Below are 21,624 nucleotides of genomic sequence, written 5' to 3' on the forward strand. Positions count from 1 at the left end.
CAAACAGGCTGCCGGTTTAAAACCGGCAGCCTGTTTGCGTTCGGGCCGGACTTTGCCAGCGCTTCAATTAAGGAAATAGCGGAAAGTCATTGATCGAAGGAGCCGCAGCTATTCCTTGAAGCCCAATTCCTGAGAAATATGAATCGCCGCTTCGCGTACTTTTTGGCCCATCGAGTTGAATTTGATGGCGGGCAAATCCTGCGACAACGAGGTTATGCTGATGGAGGCAACAATATTGCCTGATAAATCGTAAACGGGGGATCCGATACAACGGATGCCTTCTTCCATCTGCTCATCTTCAATGGAAAATCCGTGCTGACGGATAAATTGAACGTCCTCAAGGAGCTGCTGAGCGGATTTTTCCGCCTCCCGCATATCCGGAAACTCCTCTAAAGCCTTGGCAACCTGTTCCCGGCTCATTCCGGCAGCCAGAGCTTTGCCCACTCCCGACAAATGCAGGGGCAGCGACTGTCCGATGAAGGTGGCAAAGCGGACGAAGCCGCTGCCTTCCACCTTGTCGATATAAACAGGCTGCTGGCCGGCGAGAACGGCTAGATGAGCCGTATAAGGCGTTTGGCTGACAAGGCTTTCCAAATGGGGCCTCGCCATCCGGCGGATGTCGAGATCACGGAAATAGCTCATTCCCAGTAAAAATGTCGCATGCCCGAGTCCGTATCTTCCGTCGGCATGCCGTTCGACCATCCGGCTCTTGGATAACGAATTAAGCAATACAAAAACGGTTGATTTGGGAATATTCAGTTGAGCGTGAAGCTCGAGCGCCGACAACCAGCCCTGCTCCGCCAAGGCGTGCAGGATGAGTACCGCTTTGTCCAGGGCGGGCACGGAATAATCCTTTTTACTTTTTTCCATAATTGAGCTCCTTTTTCAATTGCCATTCAGATTATTATTCATTATACTGAATTAAAGTCAGTATAGTAAAGTTGTAAATATGAAGGGATATCCCAACCGTCTATTCCTCCATGTATGTATAATTGTCGTGTGAAGGGTTTTACATAGTATGTGCGAATTAACTTGATTTCGATTTAGTCCAAGTGTTAGTCAGCATATAAGATTTATTCTAATATACAGAACATCATCTCCTCCGAAGCACTTAATCGTCCGGTCGGTATTACGTTAACGTAAAAGGAGAGATTCGTCATGCTCAAAAAAAAGCGCAGATTGAATATGGCTGCTCTCACCATACTGCTGCTCTGCATACTGATTCCTGTGCTGCTGCAGGGATATGTTCTCGGCAAGAACGCCGTGCACCGGACGGAATCGATCTACGATCAGTCTCTGTCCAAGAACATGGAATCGCTTTCTCTTAATTTGGACTTTTATATCAACCACATCAACGATTATATCCGCATTCTTTCACAGGACGAACAGCTGTACCAGATCATGCAGAAGCAGTATGCCAGCCCGGACAAACAGATCAGGGCGATCCGCGACCGGGTCAATTCATTTACCAAAATGTATCGTCTGAGAGTTCCCCTGGATGTGCAGATTATCGGCAGCTCGGGCCGTGTATACGGCAGCGTGCCCCTGCATGATACGGAAAGCGAAAGCCTCAAGCGGATTGTGAGCAGTTTTCCATGGTATGGCGACAATATTCCTTACGATAATGATGTAATGTATAACGATGTTGCCGATGACTTTCATGATTTGACGAACGACCACTCGCTTTACTTCACCAAAAATATAGTCAGCGGCACCAAGCCGCTGGGTCTGCTTGTTGTGGCGATGAGAGAATCGCTCATTCAAGGCCTGCTGAATCAGCTGCAGCTCAATAATTCCACGCTGGTCTTTATCGGGAATTCGTCGGGGGATGTACTGGTAGCCGGCGAAAACGCCGATACCGGTCCGGAGGCCAGAAAGGTTTACCGCCAGGCCATAGTCCAGGCGCAGGCCAATGGCGGGGAGTACAGCAGCTTCCATATGGATTTGAACCACCGGACTTATCTTTGCTCTACCCACAACATCCCCTTCCTCTCATGGTATCTGGTTTCGATGACTCCAATGAATATGCTTGTCGGGCAAGCCAAAGCGCTCTGGATGTACACACTTGCGGTAACGTCTTTCTCAATTATTCTGATTCTGCTGATATTGCAGCTGCTGACACGAAAGGTCATGCTGCCCATTCTGAATCTGTCGAAAAGAGTCCGGAAGCTCCGCTTCAACGATCCCGAGAAGCTGGCTGAGGAGCAGAAGAATTTTCGCTACCGGGGCATTGACGAAATCGAGATCCTCTTCTCCGGCTTCCAGCACATGCTGGGCCGCATTGGCGAGCAGATGGAAAAAATAAAAACCGACGAACAGGAGAAAATGAACCTCAAATTAACGCTGCTCCAATCTCAAATTAATCCTCATTTCATGCATAATGCGATTAATTCCATTCGTTGGATGGCTGTGATGAAAGGAGAGAAGTCGATCGCCCAGGCGCTCGTCAATCTCTCCGGCATGCTGCACTATTGTCTGGACAAAGCATTGTCGGTGAGAAGCACCCTTGGCGAGGAATTGGATTACGTACGAAACTACATTGCCTTTCAGGAGAACAGGATGCTTCAGCCCATCGAAACCGATATTAGTGCAGAATCCGAAGTCCTGCATACGATAATTCCCAAGCTGACCCTGCAGCCTATCGTGGAGAATGCCATCCTTCACGGTTTCGGCGGCAGCGGAAGCTTCCGGATATCGCTGACATGTGTCAGACATGACGAGTATGTCACTGTAATAGTCAAGGATAACGGCATTGGAATGGATGCTGTGTCGGTCAGGAAGCTGATCAGGGGTGATCCCGTCAAGGGGCAGAGCTCTGGATCGGGTATCGGCCTCATGAACATACAGCAGCGGCTTCGGCTTGAATACAACGAGCGTTTCGATATTCGGATTGACAGCCAGCCGGGCCAAGGCACTTCGGTAGAGCTGACTATACCGTATGTAATCTGCGAAAGGGGTGAATCCGCATGAAAGTCATGATTGTGGAAGATGATCTTCTGGTCCGGTTGGGCATCAAGTCGATGATTGCCTGGGCGGAGCTCGGGATGGAGGTTGTTTGCGAGGCAAGGGATGGTGCGGAGGCGCTGGAGCTTTTCTCCGTGCATTTGCCGGATATTGCCTTGGTAGACATCGGTCTGCCCAGGATGGACGGCCTGGAATTTATCGAGCGGGTCAAGCCATTGAGGCCGGACGGCGAGTTTATAATTTTGACCTGCAACCAGGATTTTGAGCTGGTCAGAAGGTCGCTGCGCCTTGGCGTCCGCGATTTTTTTGTCAAGTCGACGATGGAGATCGAGGAGCTGCAGACGATGCTGCTGGGGTTGTCGGACTTGCTCCGGAACAAGCAGCCGCTCGTCCGGGAAGACGAGACGGAGCTGCTGCAGCTGAGACAGATCAGAAAGCTGGCGATGCTGAGGGAATGGCTTGAGGGCGTTTACAGCGGGACCGGCTTCCGGGAAAAGCTGGAGGAATGCGGATTGATGCCGACAGAAGGCAGATGTCAAGCGTGGGTTATCCGGCTGAATACGGCAGCCCGTCAAGGGAGCCCGTTGCTGCCGGCTGATCTGGTCCAGATCGGCCGTGCTGTCGAAACGATCGCGGGAGAGCTTTACCGCGGCCATGTGGTCGGCCTCGTCGAATATGTCCATGAACGAAGATGGCATCTGCTGCTTCATGCCTCCGGGCAATCGGAGCTGCCCGATGCCGGAATGCTGATCGATTCCGTTCAGCGTTATCTGGGGTTATCCGTGACCATTGCCGCGAGTGAACCCTTCGCAAGCTGGCAGGACTGGGGCAAGTGCGACGCAGATGCCCGCGAGATGCTCAGTCTGTCCTTTTACAACGAGGAACAAAATCTCTTTCGGGAGAAGCTCCCGGAACCGGCGCTCCCCTTGTCACTGCTTGCCTGGAAGAGGGACATCGTCCGGCAGTTGAGCTGCTTTCAGTGGGAGGATGCTGAACGGATGCTGGATATGCTGCCTGAATTGCAGCCGTATCCCAGACCGGCGCTGCTGCTTAATCTGCTCGCCGATGTGATGTTTCAGCTGAACCGCATCCGTGAGAGGATGGGGATTCGAACGGATCAGGAAGAAGGGGAGGGAGCCGGTGCTGCCCTGTCAGACTGCTGTACGTTATCGGCATGCGTCGAAGCCATCCGCAGCAGCATCAGAAATGCCGGAGAGTGGGGTGGAAGGGGCAATCATCGTAAATATGTAATCGAAGCTGTGGAGATGTACCTGGACGAGCACAGCTTCGAGGAAATCAGCCTGAACGGTGTCGCCGCTCTCTTTAATATGAGTCCCGCCCAGCTGAGCCGTCTGTATAAGGAAGAAAAGGGATTGAACTTCAGTGAAGCGGTGCTGGCCGCCAAGGTGGAGCAGGCCGAAAGAATGATGCAGAGCGGCATGTCCTTGACCGATATTGCCGATAAGCTCGGTTATCTGAATCCCAGTTCATTTACCCGGATGTTCAAGAAAGCAAGAGGCGTGGCTCCGTCTTATTACACGGGATCGCAATCGCTGTAAAAAATGTCAAGCTTCGCGCAAAAATGGTCAAGTACCATGAAGAACCTGTGAAATGTGATAAGCCCAGGCACCGATGCTGTCATTCTCATCCGGACGGCAGCCCTATACAATGAAGATAACTTCAAGGGGCTGTTGATCTGTGGCCGGTGGCAGGTGGAAGGATGCCTTACGCTTGCTCAGGTGAAAGCGCCATCAGCATCTTGAATATTCGCTCAAGGAGGGGGAGCATTTCATGAGGTTTAAAACCATTCTGACAGCAGCCGTTTCCTCAGTCATTGTATTGGCGCTGGCTGCCTGTTCAGGGTCTTCCGGTACGAAGGAAGGCTCCGGCGCAAATGGCGATTCGTCCAAGCAGAAGGTAAACATCGTCTTCTGGAATACGGGATATCCGACCGTGGACGAGAATAACAAGTCCAAGAAGAAAGAGGACTTCTACATCTATCAGGCGATCAAGCGCTATGAGACCGCGCACCCGGAGGTGTCCATCGAAGTGCAGGATGTGCCCTCCGGAGATGAGCTGTTCACCAAGTTTCAGACTGCCGGCATTGCCAAGAACGGTCCCGATATGACAGTCATCTGGTCGGGAACCTACATGCTGAGATTCAAGCAGTTTCTTGAACCGCTCAGCAGCTATTTTACCCCGGAGGAGAAAGACCGGATTGTCGGCTGGGACGCGGGAACCGAAGGCTTCAAGGAGGGCGGCGAGGTATACGGCGTGCCATTCTCGACAGACGGGACCTTCGGGCTCTTGTACAACAAGAAAATATTAGCCGATGCAGGCGTCGACCTCGAGGCACAACCATTGAAGAATTTTAATGACTTCGAGGAGATGCTTCTCAAGATCAAGAGCAAGGGAGTGACTCCGCTCGGCCTGAAGGATCCGGATACGTTCTATCATATCCCTAATTACTGGATTGCCCAGACGGTGGGCTCAGCCGGTCTTGAGGACCTGGTCAGCGGCAAGAAAAATTTCACCGACCCGCAGCTCGTTCCAATCATCAAAGCATGGAACGACATGTATGCGAAGGACCTGGTTATTTCCGACCAGTCTGATCAGTCCTTGCAGCTGTTCTACCAGGGGCAGGTTGCCATGGTAGCCGGCGGCAACGGTGCTATAGCCAACGCCCGCAAAGCGCTGGGGGATGATCTGGGTATGATGAAGGTTCCCGACTTCAACGATCAGGTCCTCATTCATGACGGCGGGGTCGGCGGAGTCGGCGCTACATTCGTTGTAACCAATTATTCGAAGAAAAAGCAGGAGGCCGTCGACTTTATCAAGTTTCTGATGAGCAAGGATGAGCAGGTCAACAAAATCGAGAGCGGTGAAGCGGGCTTGTCCGTAGTCAAGGATGTCGATGTTTCGCAGATGGCGTCCGAGCCGCTGATTCTCGAGCAGCAGGAGTGGGCCAATGAGCCGAGCACCATTTTCTGGCCTGACAATGTATATCCCGCTGAGCTGACCAGCGAAATCTCTTCCTTGCAGTCGCTCGCGCTGACAGGCAAAATGACGGCCGAGGAGTTCATGGGCAAGATCGACCAAAAGCGCGATGAGCTGCTGAAAAGCAGCCGGTAAGTAATCGAAGGGAGTGCTTCCTCCGCTTGTCCGGAGGGAGGGAGCATTGCCCGGCGGAAGGAGGAACAATATGGGCTTGAGAAGGGAAAGCCTGCATGGCTATTTGTCCCTGCTGCCTGCTTTTATACTGCTGGCCGTATTTATCGGCTACCCGACTCTCAACACATTCTATCACAGCTTCACGGAATGGGACGGTGTCAGCTCCCGCTTTGTCGGGTGGGATAATTTTCTCCGGATTATTCACAGCGGCGACTTGCTTCTGATGCTCCGGAACAATCTTATCTTCCTGCTGTCCGTCCCGGGAATTCTGATTCTGTCGCTCATCGTTTCGTTTCTGCTGTTCGAAGAGGTTCCAGGGTGGAGGTTCTTTCGCTCTGTATATTATCTGCCGACTATTCTATCGTCTGTCGTTATCGGTTTTCTGATCAAATCGATGTTTGCCAGCAAAGGTATTGTCAATTCACTGCTTGAAGATATCGGGCTCGGTCATCTGGTTGTCGACTGGCTGAATTACGTTCCGACCGAGTTCATGATATTGATTTTCTGCTTTTATTGGCAGACGCTGGGACAGGGAACGCTGATTTTTCTGTCCGGCATGTCCACCATATCCGGGGAGATATATGAAGCGGTCATCATGGACGGCGCGAGCTTCCGGCAGAGACTGTTCAAGATCACGATCCCGCTCTTGTACCCCACCTTGTTTTATTTTACATGCATTAACGTCATCTATGTATCCGTAGGAATGTTCGGACTTGTCTATTCCATCACGGGAGGCGGACCAGGCTATGAAACGACTCCTATCGAATTTATGATTTATTTGCAGGCTTTCCAAAGCGGCAATATGGGCTATGCCAGCGCGCTTTCGCTGTTTCTGTTCGTAATCGTCGTGCTGATCACCTGGGTGCAGCTTAAAATCTCTGACAGGGTGAGCAATTGAGGGGGGATTAACATGAACCGTACGTCCAATCGTTTCGTCCGCTTCATCCTGGTTGTTATCCTGACGCTGGTTGCTGTAGTCGCCGTTTATCCCCTCGTCTATATGCTGCTGAGCAGTATGAAAACGTCGATTGAATTCATCCGGAATCCGATCGCTTGGCCAAAAACGTTCTATTTTGATAATTTTCAGGCGCTGTATTACCGTTTTTCATTGTTAAGATTATTCGGCAATACGCTCGTCAGCGTGGGGGGCGCATTGATCTTGTCGCTTGTGCTGTCCGTGCCAGCAGCCTTCGCGTTCGCCAAGCTGCGTTTCCGGCTCAAGAATTCGCTCTACATGACCATGATCGGAATGATGACCGTGCCGGGCATTACCTTTATCTTGCCGAATTTCCTGCTCATGTCGCGGCTCGGATGGGTTAATCATTTTGCTTCTGTCATTGTGATCTGGGGAGTTACCTCCATCCCGGGAAATGTATTCCTGCTCAGGGCGCTGCTGCACAGCCTGCCCAATGAAATTCTGGAGGCGGTCAGGATCGATGGAGCCGGCTATTTGCAGGTCCTTCTAAGGGTGGTCGTTCCTTTGAGCCTGCCGGGCCTTGCGACGGTGTCCATCTTCAACGCCACGGCCTGGTGGAATGATTTGCTCACGCCGCTTGTATATCTGCAGTCCGATGAGATGAAGACGATGACAGTTGCGGTCGCCACCATTCTGGGGAGATTCAGCTCCGATTATCCGCTGCTGCTGACAGGGCTCCTGATGACGGCGCTGCCGCCGGTGCTGATCTACATCCTGCTGCAGGGCTACATCCGCAAAGGGCTCGTTATCGGTGCGATTAAATGACTGGCGTGAATTCGTAAGAGGAGGTTAGCAAGAAAAATGACAAACCGGCAAGGAAGACTGGAAGGGAAGGCCGCAATCATAACCGGAGCCGCATCCGGAATTGGTAAAGGCACAGCTCTGCTTTTTGCGGAAGAGGGCTGCCGCCTGGCATTGGTTGACCGTAATGAAGAAAAGCTGCTGGAAACCGCGGAGGAAATTAAAGCGCTGGGAGGGGAGTGCCTTGCCATTGCCGGCGACGTATCTTCGGCACAAACGGCTGAACGGGCTGTGAGCGCTGCCGTGAGCGCGTTCGGAGGCCTTGACATTGTATTCAACAATGCCGGCATCATGCCGATCGGAGATATTGTCGATTATCCGGAGGAAACCTGGGACGATGTGATGAGTGTTAATTTGAAGTCGATGTTTCTGATGTGCAAGAAGGCGATTCCGGAGCTGCTGAAACGGGGCAAGGGCTCGATTATTAACACGTCCTCCGTGATGGCCTCGCTGACCGAGCCCGGCCATGGTGCTTATACGGCGTCCAAAGCCGGAATTATCGGACTTACGAAGGAAATTGCCGTCTCTTATGCCGAACGCGGAATCCGCTGCAATGCAATCTGTCCGGGCTGGGTGGAGACGGATATGAATGTGAAGCTGGCGGAAAGCATGGGCGGCATGGATAAGCTGTATCCGGTCATCAAGCAGCAGCAGCCGCTTGGCCGCATGGCGACGACACGCGAGGTGGGATATGCGGTGCTGTTCCTCGCTTCGGATGAGGCATCCGCTGTTACCGGCTCCTGTCTCTACGTCGACGGGGCATCTTCCGCCTCGATTTAACTTTCAAGCCATTAATTCATTATTAACCGGAGGAGATTATTTCATGGCAAAAATAAGTATCATCGGCGCCGGGACGGCTATGTTCTCGTTAAGTCTGATCCGCGATATTTGCCTGACACCCCAACTTGAAGGAAGTACGATCAGCTTTATGGACATTGACGAGTCACGTCTGGACAGCGCCTATGCCTTGGCACTGCGTTATGCCGAGGAGGCGGGAATCAAGCTGAAGCTGGAAAAGACGCTGGACCGCCGGGAATCGATCCAGGGGGCGGACTTCGTTATCAACGCTGCGCTCGTGGGCGGGCATCAGCGGCTGAAGGACGGCTGGGCAGTCGCCCGCAAGCACGGCTACCGATTCGGCGGCAGTCTGCATGTAATGCATGATGAAGGGTTCTGGATCAACCACTGCCAGCTGGAGCTGATGGAGGATATCCTGAACGATATTCTGGAAATCAGTCCGGATGCCTGGTATATGCTGGTCGCCAATCCGGTCATGGCCGGCGTAACCTATCTACGCCGCAAGTACCCGCACGCCAGGATTGCCGGCTTCTGTCACGGCTCGAACGGCGTGAGATATGTGGCGCGGACGCTTGGTCTCGATCCGCAGCACATAACCTTTGAAGTGCCGGGCGTTAACCATTTCATCTGGCTGACCGAGTTCCGGTATAAAGGGCAGGATGCATTCCCGATTCTCGACAAGTGGATCGAGGAGCAGTCGGAGGCGTATTTCAAGACATGCCGAATCAGCGACGGAATGGGGCCGAAGGCCATTGATTTATACAAGAAGTTCGGCGTATTTCCGATCGGCGATACGGGCAATCCGGGCGGAGGGGCGTGGCCATTCTGGCATCATGCCGACGATGAGACGGAGAAGCAGTATAGAGAAGATCCGGAAGAGTGGTATCAGGGCTATTTCCGCCACGGTATCGACGACGTCAAGCTAATCAAGGATGTGTCGGATAATCTGGACCGCAGAGTAACGGACGCATTTCCGCCGAAGCATTCAACGGAGCCGATGATTCCGTTCATCGAGGCAATCGCCTGCGATGTGCCGAGAATCATGATCCTTAATATTTTGAACGACGGGAATTTCGTTCCCGGCATTCCCCTGGATTTCCAGGTGGAGGTTCCCTGCTACGTAAGCGCAATCGGAGTCGAGGGCATCAAGACGAAAGGGCTGCCGCAGCCGGTGATCCATTATGCGCTCCGCGATCGCGTCGCCCCGGTGGAGCAGGAGCTCTGCGCCTACCGGAGCGGGAAGATCGATGACCTGCTCGCACTCATAATGATGGACCCGTGGACGCGCTCGGAAACCCAGGCCAGAGAATTGATCGATGATATGCTGTCGCTGCCGTATCTGGACAATATGAGAAAGCATTATGGGCTGTAGAAGAGAATGGAGGCTTACGAAATGAATGATCAGGAAATGTTCCGCCGGATGCGCGAGTCGCTGTATACCGGAGTGCTTTGCGACACGCTTGATGACCTGGGCTATCGCAATCAGGCGATGCGGGAAACCATCCGTCCGCTTAACCAGGAATGGGTCGTTGTCGGCCGGGCCAAAACGATTCTGGCGGTGGATGTCTACCATGTCAGCGGCAATCCGTATGAGAAGGAAATCGCCGCGGTGGACAGCATTTTGCCGGATGAGGTCGTCATCGCCTGCACAAACCGGTCAACGCAGAACGGCCTGTGGGGCGAGCTGCTGTCTACGGCCTCCAAGGTAAGGGGAGCGACTGGCGCCATCATCGACGGCTTGATCCGTGATTCGAAAATGATTGTCGAGCTGGATTTTCCCGTTTACTGTACAGGAACCAAGCCCGTTGACTCCAGGGGCCGGGGGCAGGTCATCGATTATGACTGCCCTGTCGATTGCGGAGGAGTCATTGTCCATCCGAACGATGTCGTATTTGCCGACAGGGATGGCGTGGTCGTTATTCCCAAAGACATTGCGCTTGAGGTGGTGACCGGTGCTCTGGATAAGGCAACGCGGGAGAATCATACCCGGGAAGAGCTGCTTGCCGGGAAATATTTAAGGGACGTTTACGAGAAGTACGGCGTTCTGTAAAAAGGAGGCTCCGCCTGCGTGAATTCCATTGAATCTATCATGTTCCACGGAGAACCGGCAGTCAAAGCGCAAAACGGGCACATATCCGTTGTTCTGGTGCCGGGATGGGGCAGCAATCTGGTCTCCCTGCAGCTTAAAAGCAGGCAGCTTGAGCTGCTCAGGGTTCCAGGGAGCCGCGGGGAGTATGAAGCGGTTCCCGTTCTCTACGGCATTCCGATCCTGTTCCCTCCCAATCGGATCGCAGATGGTTGCTTCGAGTTCAACGGAAGAACCTATCAATTTGAAATTAACGAGCCGGCAGAGCACAACCATTCCCACGGGCTTGTGTTCGACAAGCGGTGGGAGCTGGTTAGAGCCGAAGAGGATGAGGGACGGCTCATACTGGAAACGGAAATCCGCTCAGACGGGAACGATGTCATTCTGTCGCAGTTTCCCCATCTGTTCACGATTCGCGTCCGCTACATTGTTGAACGGAATGCATTGACCATGGAGACTACCGTTACGAACCGTGACGCCAGTCCGTTCCCCTGGGGGCTTGGGTATCATACGACCTTCAACTTTCCGGCTGCACCGGATGGGGATATCGCGCAATGCCGGTTCTCACTGAACGCCGTCAAGCAGTGGGTGCTTGACGGGCGTTTTCTGCCTACCGGAGAACTGCAGAATATCCCTTATGCAGACGAGCTGATACGTGGGAAAACGCTGATCGGTCACGCGCTTGACGACGCATTCATGGCGGACGGATCCGGAAACAACGAGGCGGTGCTGACCGACGACAGCTCGGGAATCCGCATCGTATACCGATGCGACAGCTATTTCAAGCATTGGGTTGTTTACAATGACGACGCCAATCAGGGCTATCTCTGTCCTGAGCCCTATACATGGATTACCAATGCGCCAAACCTGTCTCTGCCTCCCGAGCTGACGGGCTTTCGCGTTCTGCATCCGGGGGAAAGTGTTACAGCGGCAGCCAAAATTATGGTCGAGGAGCGGATGCCCTTATGAATTTGCGCAGCGGGGAATGGTTCAACCATCATTCTGTGGAAACCCGATTCCAGCATTTGTCGGCAATGCGCGCCAATGGGCATGCGCCCGAATCATTCCTGGGCAAACCGATTATCGGGATATTTAATTCATGGAGTGATCTGAACAGCTGCAACGCTCCCCATAAGGAGCTGGTGGAATTCGTAAAACGGGGGGTGCTCATGAACGGAGGCTATCCGATCGAGGTTCATACCATTACGACACCTTCCGATTTCATGAAGCCCTCCGATCTGCCGTACCGGAATTTGATGGCGATGGATGTTGAGGAAACGATCCGCTCGCAGCCTTTCGACGGAGTCGTACTGCTGTGCGAATGCGACAAGACGACCCCAGCCCAGCTGATGGGTGCTGCCAGCTGCGATTTGCCGACATTGCAGCTTGCGGCGGGACACCGCGCCGCAGGGGTATTCAGGGGTAAAACAGTCAACTATGGAACCGACCTTTGGAAGTATATGGACGATTATAAAGCCGGACTGCTGAGCGAGGAGGAATTGAACCAGCTCGAGAAATGTATTTCTTGCACGCAGGGAGGGTGCCCCGTTATGGGGACGGCCTCCACGATGAAGAGCATCTCGGAGATGCTGGGTATGATGCTTCCGGGCACATCGGGCATACCGGCCGTACATGCAAGGCGAAAGACTGCTGCCGAGGAGACGGGCAAGCGGATCGTAGATATGGTGCGCGAGAATCTGACGCCGTCCCGGCTGATGACAGAAGCGGCCTTCGACAACGCCATCCGGTTGATGGCGGCGATCGGAGGCTCCACCAATGCGGTGCTCCACCTGACAGCGATTGCCGGACGGCTTGGCATCACTATCCCTCTCGAGCGCTATGAACAGCTCTCCCGGAACATTCCGCTTATCGTCAATCTGCAGCCAAGCGGCGTTTACGGGATGGACGACTTCTTTCATGCCGGCGGTCTGGCCGCAGTTATTCACAGCTTGCTGCCCTTACTCGATACATCATGCCTGACTGCGCTCGGGACCCCGATCCGCGATGCATACCCGGCTCGATCTGAGCTTCCGGATGTTATTTCCGCATTGGATGAGCCGTTCAAAGACAACGCGGGTGTGCAGATATTGAAAGGGAATCTGGCACCGGACGGAGCGGTGCTCAAACGCTCCGCGAGCTCTCTCTGCAAGGCCAGACATAGAGGGAGAGCCATTGTATTTGATGATTATGAACGGATGCTGGATGAAATGGACCACGAGGATCTGGAGGTCGACCGGGACTCCGTGCTGGTTCTGCGCAATTGCGGCCCTTCGGGTGCCGGAATGCCGGAATGGGGAGCGCTGCCCATTCCCCGCAAGCTGCTGCAATCCGGTATCAGGGATATGGTTCGCATCAGCGACGCCCGAATGAGCGGAACGAGTTATGGAACGGTTATCCTGCACGTGTCCCCGGAATCGCAGGTCGGGGGTCCGCTGGCAGCCGTCCGGAATGGCGATTGGATCGAAGTCGATCTGGAGCGGGGAACGCTGCATCTTGACGTTCCTGATGCGGAAATCCGCGAGCGGCTCCTTGAGTGGAGGCCGTCGCGAGTCCACGCACGCGGATATCTGCGCCTGTTCGCCGATCATGTCCTGCAGGCGCACGAAGGCTGCGATCTGGACTTTCTGCGCCCGCTTACAAAAGAAGAGGCTGTTTTCGTTCCCCCGATCGTAGGGAGAGGGTGAGCAGTTGATTTTGATTAAACCATGGAACAGGACCTTCACGGAGGTCCTGTTCTTTTCCTTACGGATATCTGGAAGGAAGAAGCCAAACAAAATGTGGAGGCTGGGCGATGAAACAAAGTCTGCTGCGCAAGATGATTACCGGGTACGTCATCGTTATCCTCATTCCGACGTTGTCCGTCGGGTGGATCTTCTATCAGCAGATGTACCGGAATATCAAGAACAGTTATGCGATGAATCAGCAGGAAGTTGCCGCACAGGTGGCGGCGAATGTGGATGTGAAGCTGGCACAGGTGCAGTCCTTGTACTTTCTGCTTCAATTCAACCGCGAGCTGATCGAATTCCTGTCGGGAGACATCCGTTCAGAGAAGGAGCAGCTCAATCATTTTATCCGCCATATTCGTCCATTGCTTTCATACGCGGCATTGGGAAATTCAATTGTCAATTCGATTACCGTCTATAAGGAAAACGACAGCTTGCTCTCGTTCCGGCCTGAGATTATCTCAATGAAGGAATCTGATCGGGATATCCGTGCGGCTCTTCAAGCGAATGACAATTTACCGCTGGACCGTGGTAAATGGTATTACCAGATTGACAGCAGCAGCGAGATCAGTTGGTATTATTACCGGAAACTATATGACAACAATTTTTCCGGCAAAGTCGGTTTGATCGAGGTTCAGCTGAAAGGCCCTTCGATTCTGGAGCCGTTCGAAGGGATCAAACCGGGAACGGGTGGAGGGCTGTACCTGGTCGATTCCTCCGGCAAGGCCGTTTATGGGCAGAGCCAAAATAGTCCGCACGAGGACATCATCCGCGGTGAGATCGCTGTTTTGTCTGGAAAGGAAGGCGGTTACAGCTTTTTTCGTTCCGAAGGCAGGGATATGCTCGCCACCAAAGTTCCGCTTCGAGAGTTTGAATTGTCTGCGATTATTATCACCCCCGTTGAGAATGCGTATGGGCTGAAGTCCGGATATCGTTATGGGATGCTGGGAATCGTCTTTCTGCTCCTGCTGATTCTCTCCTTCGCCTATTATTTGTTTTCATTGTCCGTAAGCCGCCGGATATTGAAGCTTGCACGCCACATGAGGATAACCCCCTTCCGGATTCCCGCTCTATATGACGGAAAGCTATACACGGATGAAATCGGCCTGCTCGCCGTCTCTTTTAATTCAATGATCGGCCGTATTCACGAACTCGTTCAATCGGTGGCCAATGCCGAAATCAAACAAAAGGAAGCGGCTTTTCTCGCTTTGCAGGCTCAAATACAGCCGCACTTTATCTTCAACACGCTCGAGACGATCAGATCGCGCGCCGAAGCCAATGGAGATGCTGACATTGAAGATATGTCCTGCACGCTGGGGCAGCTCATTCGCTACAGCATCTCTCCGAATCGCTCCGATGCCACGCTTGCGGATGAAATCCGAAATGTGGAGAACTATCTGAAAATCCAGCGCATCAGGTTTGGACCCCGATTGTCGTACAATCTGCCCGATTTTGCCGATGTGCCGTCTGTTCCTTGTCCGAAATACATTCTGCAGCCTCTCGTCGAAAACAGCATCCGCCACGGAATATCCAACCGCAGGAGACCGGGGATTGTAACTGTCGCCATACAACAGGACGAAGACAGTTATTGGGTGAGGATCACTGATAACGGCGCGGGGATTCTTCCGGATAGGCTCGACAAGCTGCGGCGAATGTTGGACAGCGGGATGATGGAGGCCGATTACAACAGCTCGGGCCATGGAATCGGCCTGCTGAATGTACACCAGAGAATCCAAAGCTATTACGGGTTTTCCTCGGGCATCCTGCTCGAGAGCGGGGGAGATAAGGGCGCCGTCTGCATGATTCGGATATGCAAAGGAGGGATACCTTCATGATCGTGATGGTGGTGGAGGATGAGCCGGAAATTCTGCAATCGCTGATGCGGATGATAGCCAGTCAGATCGAAATAGTCTCATCGGTCATTGGAGCAGAGGATAGCTTCGAAGCGCTGGATAAAATGCGGACCGTTACGCCGGATCTGCTCGTTACGGATATTCATATGCCGGAAATGACGGGACTTGAGCTGATCGACAAGGCCAAGCGTCTTGGCAAATGCGGGCGATTCGCCATTCTGACAGGCTATAGCGATTTTGCATACGCCCGGCAGGCTATTCGGTTGTCTGTGGAAGATTATTTGCTCAAGCCCGTAAACAGGGAAGAACTCTTCCGACTTCTTTGGAACGTATATGATCACCTTCATCCTGCAAGGGAAATGAAATCGAAACCGCCATCCGGGCTAAGTCCCGATGAGATGCCCGTCCGTGCAGGGGAAGAAATGCCGGCAGGCAGAGCCGTGCAAAAAGCGCTGGCATACATCAACCAGCATTATACGGAGGATCTTGCGCTGGAGCAGGTGGCTGAAGCGGCCAGCGTTCATCCCAACTATCTGGTCCACCTGCTCAAAAAGGAAAGGGGAGTAACCTTTCTTCACTATCTGCAGCGAATTCGGGTGGACATGGCAGTTCAACTTCTGACATGCGGCGAAATGCTCACAGTAGCGGAAATCGGTAGAATGGTCGGGTTTGAGAACACCCGCAATTTCTTCAAAGTGTTCAAGCGCCATGAAGGGGTGGCTCCGGGTCAATATCGGATGCAGCATGCGCACCCTCCGGAGCATCTTTAGATCGGACATCTATTCTTCAGAATGGTCTCTTTCATCAGATGAAACAGCATATTAAACTATTTTTAACATACTGAACACAATATCCGGTATTAAAACACATCCGGGAAGGCAGGTCGCAGAACTGGAAATCGCTTAATCGGTATGTAAACTCGAAAGGAGGATTATACATGACAAAAAAACTTAAGCAGATTCCCGGACTGATCATGCTTCTCGCGTTCTGTGTGCTGCTTCTCCCCGCCTGCACGTCGAGCCCGAACGAGCCGGAAGCAAACGCTCAGCCTGAGAGCGGCGGGGAAGGAACAACGCAGACGGCTGGAGGTGAAGCGGATCGAGAGCTCTACACCATCAAGATCTTCATCGACAGCGGAAACGCACAGGCTGCATCGGTCATAAAACGCAGTGATGAAACGCCGGTAGGCAAGATTATTAAGGAGAAGTTTAATATCGTCTTCGAGTATGTGCCTTTCAGCGGCAATTACATCGACAAGCTGAATCTTATGCTTGCCGGGGGCGATTATCCCGAATTGCTACGGATAGAGGGGCAGACTACTGTCGAGAAATACATTGCTGCCGGAGCGCTCCTCCCGCTTGACGATTACATCAGGAATGCGCCGAACTTCAGCAATTTGTACAAGGATGCGCTCCCTTTCTGGCGAATGGCCGGCAACGGCAAGGTATACAACTGGAACTATGGGCTGCCCATTGACGCTTCGCTTAATCCCGAGAATAATGACATTTTGATCCGGCGTGATATTCTCGAGGAAGCGGGCTGGCCGGAAATACTGTCCACCGATGATTATGTGAAGCTCATATCGGACGCAATGAAGAAGCATCCCGAAACGAACAGCAAGAAAACGATCGGCCTGGCTGCTGCGTTCGGCGAGTCTTACGGCATTCTGGGCATCTCTACGGCGATGACCGAAAAGGGCGGCAGGTATATCAAGGTCGGCAGCCGGACCGCGTTGTGGGATGCCATCGACAACAAGTTCGTCGACCAGTTCTTGAATGAGTATAACATCGACGGCTACCGTTTCTTTAATCAATTGTACCGGGAAGGCGCCTTCGACAAGGAAAGCTTTACCGACAAAGTGGATCAGGTCGTAGCCAAGATGCAGGATGGGCGCGCGCTGGCTGTCTGGTATTCAGCCGGTCTGGCAACATCGGTCAACCTTGCGTTTGAGAATGCCGGGACACCGCAATATGAATATATCAATATGCCGATCAAGTCCCCGAAGCAGATCGAACGGGGCGACGAGCGCATTTATCTGTCGGGTTTGACCAGAGCCTTCGACCAGGTGGGCATTACCAAGAACGCGAAGCATCCGGAACGGATCTTTGAACTGGTTGAATGGGCGAGCTCGACGGAAGGGCAGCTGCTGCTGCAAAGCGGTATCGAAGGTGTTCACTACACGATCGAGGATGGCAAACGGGTACCGACGGAAGCATTCAGAGAAGGCGTCAGGGAGGACCCGCTTTATACGGCCAAGCAAGGTATCGGCATGCTGCCCTTGCTGGGATTGGTCAACGCCGGGTCGCCGACCGATGGCCAGCATTTCTCCCTGCTGAGCATCCAGTCGGTCAAAGATGACCTGCTGCCGAAGGGCGTTATGGACGCCTACAGGGCGATGGGCTGGAAAACGTCGAAGGATTGGTGGTTCGAGAACGGCAAGGAAGTGAAGATCGGCCTGGCGCCAAGCATCGTTATCGATCCTACGACCCCGCTTGGCGCGACCGAGCAGAAAATGATCGATCAGCGGGTTAAGAATACGGCGCAGCTAATCATGACCGAAAGCGATGCGGAATTCGATAAGATGCTTGAAAATATTAAAGCCGCCTATGAAAAACTGAATCCGAAAGAGGTTATCGACTCTTACAATCAGATGTACACGGACGGCATGAAGGAGCTGGAGAAGTACAAGCAGTAACGTAAAAGTGAATAACGGTGACAGCGGGTATCGAATCCGGTACCCGTCGAACCTATTAAGGAGGGGCCAATGGCCAAAGCGACTTTGCTCGAATCAGGAACGCAATACGCTTCTTCGCGCCGGCTGGTCATAAAGCTTCGACGGCAGAAGTACCTTTTTCTAATGCTGATCCCCGGCCTGATCGTCGTCTTCACATTCAGTTACCTCACGCTTGCAGGATGGATTATGGCGTTCAAAGATTACCGGGTCGGTCTCAATTTGTGGAATGCGGAATGGACGGGATTCTATCAGTTCAAGTCATTTCTGATGCAGAGCAGCGATTATATCTATTTGCTGCGCAATACGCTTGCGATGAATATATCCATGCTGCTGGTAAATCTGATTGCCGCCTTTCTGTTTGCGGTTCTTATCAACGAGATCCGGTCGGGATGGTTTTCACGGCTCGTTCAGACCCTGTCATTCTTTCCTTTTTTTGTCTCATGGGTGATCGTGTACGCCATCATGCACTCGCTGTTCGCCGTCTCGACCGGAGCCGTCAATCTTAGCCTTGTGAATCTCGGCGTGTTGAATGAAGGTCTGGATCTGCTTGGGAGCCCGCACTATGCCTGGCTGCTGGCAATCGGCATCATGCTGTGGAAGACGCTCGGCTATAACGGCGTCATATTTATCGCAGCCATTGCGTCGATTGATGCGGATCAATACGAGGCCGCTGATATGGACGGAGCGACCCGGTTTCAAAAAATCATGCATATTACCATTCCCAACCTGCTGCCCACACTGATCGTTCTGCTCATCATTAACAGCGGATGGATTCTGAATTCCAATTTCGAGTTCTACTTCTTATTTACGAATCCGACGAACTGGTCGAAGATGGAGGTTCTGGATATGTATATTTATAAAAACGGCCTGCAGTTAACGAACTATTCTTACGCGACAGCGGTTGGCATCATCAAGACATTGGTCAGCATTCTCATTGTCATGGGTGTCAACATACTTTCCAGAAAGACGACCGGCAAATCCATCATGTAAAGGAGGATGAACATGAAACGATGGCAAAGCAGCCTCCTGTTCGATGCGGCCAATTATCTCTTCATGCTCGCCCTTATTTTTATCATGTTTTACCCTTTTCTGTATATTGTCAGCTATTCGCTCAGTACGCCCTCCCGGCTTCCCGAAGGGCTGCTGTTTTGGCCGGCGGGCTTCTCAGCCGACTCGTACCGCGCGGCACTGGAGAATCCCGATATGCTGCATGGCATCCTGGTTTCCGCCTTGCGAACGGTTATCGGTCCGCTTGTAATGGTTGCCGTAACCTCCATGGTCGCTTATGCGTTGACCCGTCAGGACCTTGTAGGCGTGAGGTTTTTCCGCAAGTTTTTTGTACTTACCATGTATTTCAGCAGCGGACTTATTCCGATGTATATTTTGGCCCAAACGCTGAAATTGACCGGCAGCTTTTGGGTATATATCCTTCCCGAAGCGGTTGTCATTTTCTATATGATTCTTATTAAAACCTATATCGAAAGCCTGCCCGTGGAACTGGAGGAATCGGCTCTAATCGATGGGGCCAACGATCTGTACCTGTATTGGCGGATCATATTCCCGGTATGTGCGCCGGTCATGGCGGCGGTTACCCTGTTCGCAGCCGTGCAGCAGTGGAATTCGTTTATCGATACGGAGATCTATAACGCCATGTCGCCTGAAAACCATACCCTTCAGTACCTGCTTTACCTGACGGTTTCGGCGCAATCGGGCAGCGACCAGCAAATGCAGAACGAATTCGCCAATCAGGTGACGCCTCAGACGCTGAAGATGGCCGTGACGGTAATTACCGTGCTGCCGATTGCGCTGGTCTATCCGATGCTGCAGCGTTTCTTCACTAAAGGGTTGTTAATTGGTTCCATTAAAGGGTAGATTACCTTGAACAAAGGGGAGATTAACGTGACAGCTCGAAATGCCCCATACGATTTTCCGTCAAGGCGCAGTACGATGTACGCAGCGGAAGGCATGGTGTCCACCTCGAACCCGCTTGCGGCGCAGGCGGGATTGGAGATGCTGAAGAAAGGCGGCAATGCGGTGGATGCGGCGGTTGCGGCGGCAACCGCGCTTGTGGCGGTGGAACCGAACAATAATGGTATCGGAAGCGATACCTTTGCGCTCCTGTGGACCGGCGGCAAGCTTCATGGTCTCAACTCCAGCGGGCCCGCACCGGCGGCCATTTCACTTGAAGAGCTGACGAACAAGGGCCACGATACGATGCCTGCTTTCGGTGTCGTTCCGGTAACGGTCCCCGGAGCGCCTGCGGCATGGGCCGAGCTCTCGGGGAGATTCGGCCGTTTGCCGCTTGCCGAGAGCATGGCACCTGCAATCGCCTATGCCGAGAACGGCTTTCCGGTTTCTCCATTAACGGCAGCTTCATGGCGGCAAGCTGCGGCAATGTACGGCAGAATCGGCATTCCCGAAGTGCAGACCTGGTTTGACACGTTTACGATCGGGGGGGAGACGCCCGGAGCCGGCAGCTTGTTTCGCTACCGAGACATGGGAACCACTCTGCGCAGTATTGCGGAAACCGGCGCAAAGTCCTTTTATCAAGGCGACTATGCGGACCGGATCGACCGGTTCATGAAGGAGCATGGCGGATATTTGCACAAATGCGATTTGGAGGCTTATGCGCCGGAATGGGTCGAACCGATATCCGTCTCTTACCGCGGCTGCGAGGTATGGGAGATTCCGCCCAACGGCCAAGGGCTTGTCGCGTTAATGGCGCTCAACCTGCTGAAAGGCTTCGAATTTGATCGGCCGTATACCGTGGATACGCTGCACAAGCAGTTCGAAGCCATCAAATTGGCTTATACCGATGGCAAGGCCTTTATCACGGATCCGCGTGATATGAAGGTCAACGTCAGCGACCTGCTCTCCGACGCTTATGCAGACGAGCGGCGGAAGCTGATTGGCGATAAGGCGCTCCTGCCCTCCCCGGGCCGCCCGCCGAAAGGTGGAACGGTTTATCTTTGCACAGCGGACAGGGAAGGCAGCATGGTGTCTCTCATCCAAAGCAATTACATTGGCTTCGGATCTGGCGTAGTCATTCCCGGAACGGGCATCAGTCTGCAGAACCGGGGCCATAACTTCTCGCTGGACCCGGCGCATGACAACTGTCTGCGGCCTGGCAAACGGACCTTCCATACCATCATTCCAGGATTCATTTCGCGGGGAGGCGAGCCGCTGGCAACGTTCGGCGTCGTTGGCGGTTTTATGCAGCCGCAGGGACATGTTCAGACGGTGATGAATATGGTTGATTTCGGCATGGACCCGCAGCAGGCGCTCGACGCCAGCCGTTGGCAGTGGATGAGCGAGCGAACCTTTCACATGGAAGGCGCGCTTCCGCCTGAAACAGTGAGCGCCCTGCTTGAAAAAGGACATCAGTTGTCCGTTGGACTTCCACTGAACGGCGGCTTCGGCAGGGGCAACATAATCCAGCGCCTGCCCGGGGGCGTGTTTGCCGGCGGATGCGATCCCCGTTCCGACGGTGCGGTCGCAGGCTGGTAGACAGCTCATTG

Annotated in this window: 17 protein-coding genes; 16 read left to right on the top strand and 1 reads right to left on the bottom strand. The window is 53.1% G+C overall.

All coding sequences use genetic code 11. The features are described from left to right. Positions 1-108: 108 nt before the first annotated feature. Entirely contained in the window at positions 109-870 is a 762-nt protein-coding gene (locus tag AC0YOB_RS05165; protein ID WP_475791852.1) for an IclR family transcriptional regulator, read from the bottom strand. 288 nt (positions 871-1,158) lie between these two features. Here AC0YOB_RS05165 and AC0YOB_RS05170 point away from each other — a divergent pair, with 288 nt between their 5' ends. The 16 genes from AC0YOB_RS05170 (at position 1,159) to AC0YOB_RS05245 (ending at position 21,613) form a co-directional block, all read left to right on the top strand. Continuing rightward, on the top strand, positions 1,159-2,970 hold the full coding sequence (locus AC0YOB_RS05170) for a sensor histidine kinase (protein ID WP_475791853.1): 1,812 nt from the start codon (positions 1,159-1,161) through the stop codon (positions 2,968-2,970). Beyond that, positions 2,967-4,523 carry a response regulator transcription factor gene (locus AC0YOB_RS05175; protein WP_475791854.1) on the top strand — a complete coding sequence of 519 codons (1,557 nt, stop codon included), beginning with the start codon at positions 2,967-2,969 and terminating at the stop codon, positions 4,521-4,523. The genes AC0YOB_RS05170 and AC0YOB_RS05175 overlap by 4 nt, the downstream gene beginning before the upstream one ends. 232 nt (positions 4,524-4,755) lie before the next feature. Beyond that, entirely contained in the window at positions 4,756-6,096 is a 1,341-nt protein-coding gene (locus AC0YOB_RS05180) for an ABC transporter substrate-binding protein (RefSeq protein WP_475791855.1), read from the top strand. 70 nt (positions 6,097-6,166) lie between these two features. Further along, the gene (locus AC0YOB_RS05185; protein WP_475791856.1) at positions 6,167-7,033 is read left to right on the top strand and encodes a carbohydrate ABC transporter permease; all 867 of its coding nucleotides are present in this window, start codon (positions 6,167-6,169) and stop codon (positions 7,031-7,033) included. A gap of 12 nt (positions 7,034-7,045) precedes the next feature. Beyond that, positions 7,046-7,876: a carbohydrate ABC transporter permease gene (locus AC0YOB_RS05190; RefSeq protein WP_475791857.1), complete on the top strand. Its 831-nt coding sequence runs from the start codon at positions 7,046-7,048 to the stop codon at positions 7,874-7,876. 36 nt (positions 7,877-7,912) lie between these two features. Beyond that, the gene (locus tag AC0YOB_RS05195) at positions 7,913-8,692 is read left to right on the top strand and encodes an SDR family NAD(P)-dependent oxidoreductase (RefSeq protein WP_475791858.1); all 780 of its coding nucleotides are present in this window, start codon (positions 7,913-7,915) and stop codon (positions 8,690-8,692) included. 43 nt (positions 8,693-8,735) lie between these two features. Further along, entirely contained in the window at positions 8,736-10,082 is a 1,347-nt protein-coding gene (locus AC0YOB_RS05200) for a family 4 glycosyl hydrolase (protein ID WP_475791859.1), read from the top strand. A gap of 21 nt (positions 10,083-10,103) precedes the next feature. Further along, complete coding sequence (locus AC0YOB_RS05205; RefSeq protein WP_475791860.1) at positions 10,104-10,760, top strand: RraA family protein; 657 nt, start codon at positions 10,104-10,106, stop codon at positions 10,758-10,760. Positions 10,761-10,778: 18 nt separating this feature from the next. Next, the gene (locus AC0YOB_RS05210) at positions 10,779-11,765 is read left to right on the top strand and encodes an aldose epimerase family protein (protein ID WP_475791861.1); all 987 of its coding nucleotides are present in this window, start codon (positions 10,779-10,781) and stop codon (positions 11,763-11,765) included. Next, complete coding sequence (locus tag AC0YOB_RS05215; protein ID WP_475791862.1) at positions 11,762-13,480, top strand: dihydroxy-acid dehydratase; 1,719 nt, start codon at positions 11,762-11,764, stop codon at positions 13,478-13,480. Before AC0YOB_RS05210 ends, AC0YOB_RS05215 begins: the two co-directional genes overlap by 4 nt. A 107-nt stretch (positions 13,481-13,587) precedes the next feature. Beyond that, the gene (locus AC0YOB_RS05220) at positions 13,588-15,354 is read left to right on the top strand and encodes a sensor histidine kinase (protein WP_475791863.1); all 1,767 of its coding nucleotides are present in this window, start codon (positions 13,588-13,590) and stop codon (positions 15,352-15,354) included. Beyond that, a complete protein-coding gene (locus AC0YOB_RS05225) occupies positions 15,351-16,142 on the top strand; it encodes a response regulator transcription factor (RefSeq protein WP_475791864.1) in 792 nt (263 codons plus the stop codon). Before AC0YOB_RS05220 ends, AC0YOB_RS05225 begins: the two co-directional genes overlap by 4 nt. A gap of 167 nt (positions 16,143-16,309) precedes the next feature. Then, on the top strand, positions 16,310-18,067 hold the full coding sequence (locus AC0YOB_RS05230; RefSeq protein WP_475791865.1) for an extracellular solute-binding protein: 1,758 nt from the start codon (positions 16,310-16,312) through the stop codon (positions 18,065-18,067). A gap of 69 nt (positions 18,068-18,136) precedes the next feature. Continuing rightward, positions 18,137-19,096 (top strand): ABC transporter permease, encoded by a 960-nt coding sequence (locus AC0YOB_RS05235; RefSeq protein ID WP_475791866.1) that lies wholly within the window; start codon positions 18,137-18,139, stop codon positions 19,094-19,096. A gap of 12 nt (positions 19,097-19,108) precedes the next feature. Beyond that, entirely contained in the window at positions 19,109-19,978 is an 870-nt protein-coding gene (locus tag AC0YOB_RS05240) for a carbohydrate ABC transporter permease (RefSeq protein WP_475791867.1), read from the top strand. 27 nt (positions 19,979-20,005) lie between these two features. Then, the gene (locus AC0YOB_RS05245; RefSeq protein WP_475791868.1) at positions 20,006-21,613 is read left to right on the top strand and encodes a gamma-glutamyltransferase family protein; all 1,608 of its coding nucleotides are present in this window, start codon (positions 20,006-20,008) and stop codon (positions 21,611-21,613) included. The last annotated feature ends 11 nt before the right edge of the window (positions 21,614-21,624 follow it).

The organism is Paenibacillus sp. JT31N17 (genome assembly GCF_056269255.1).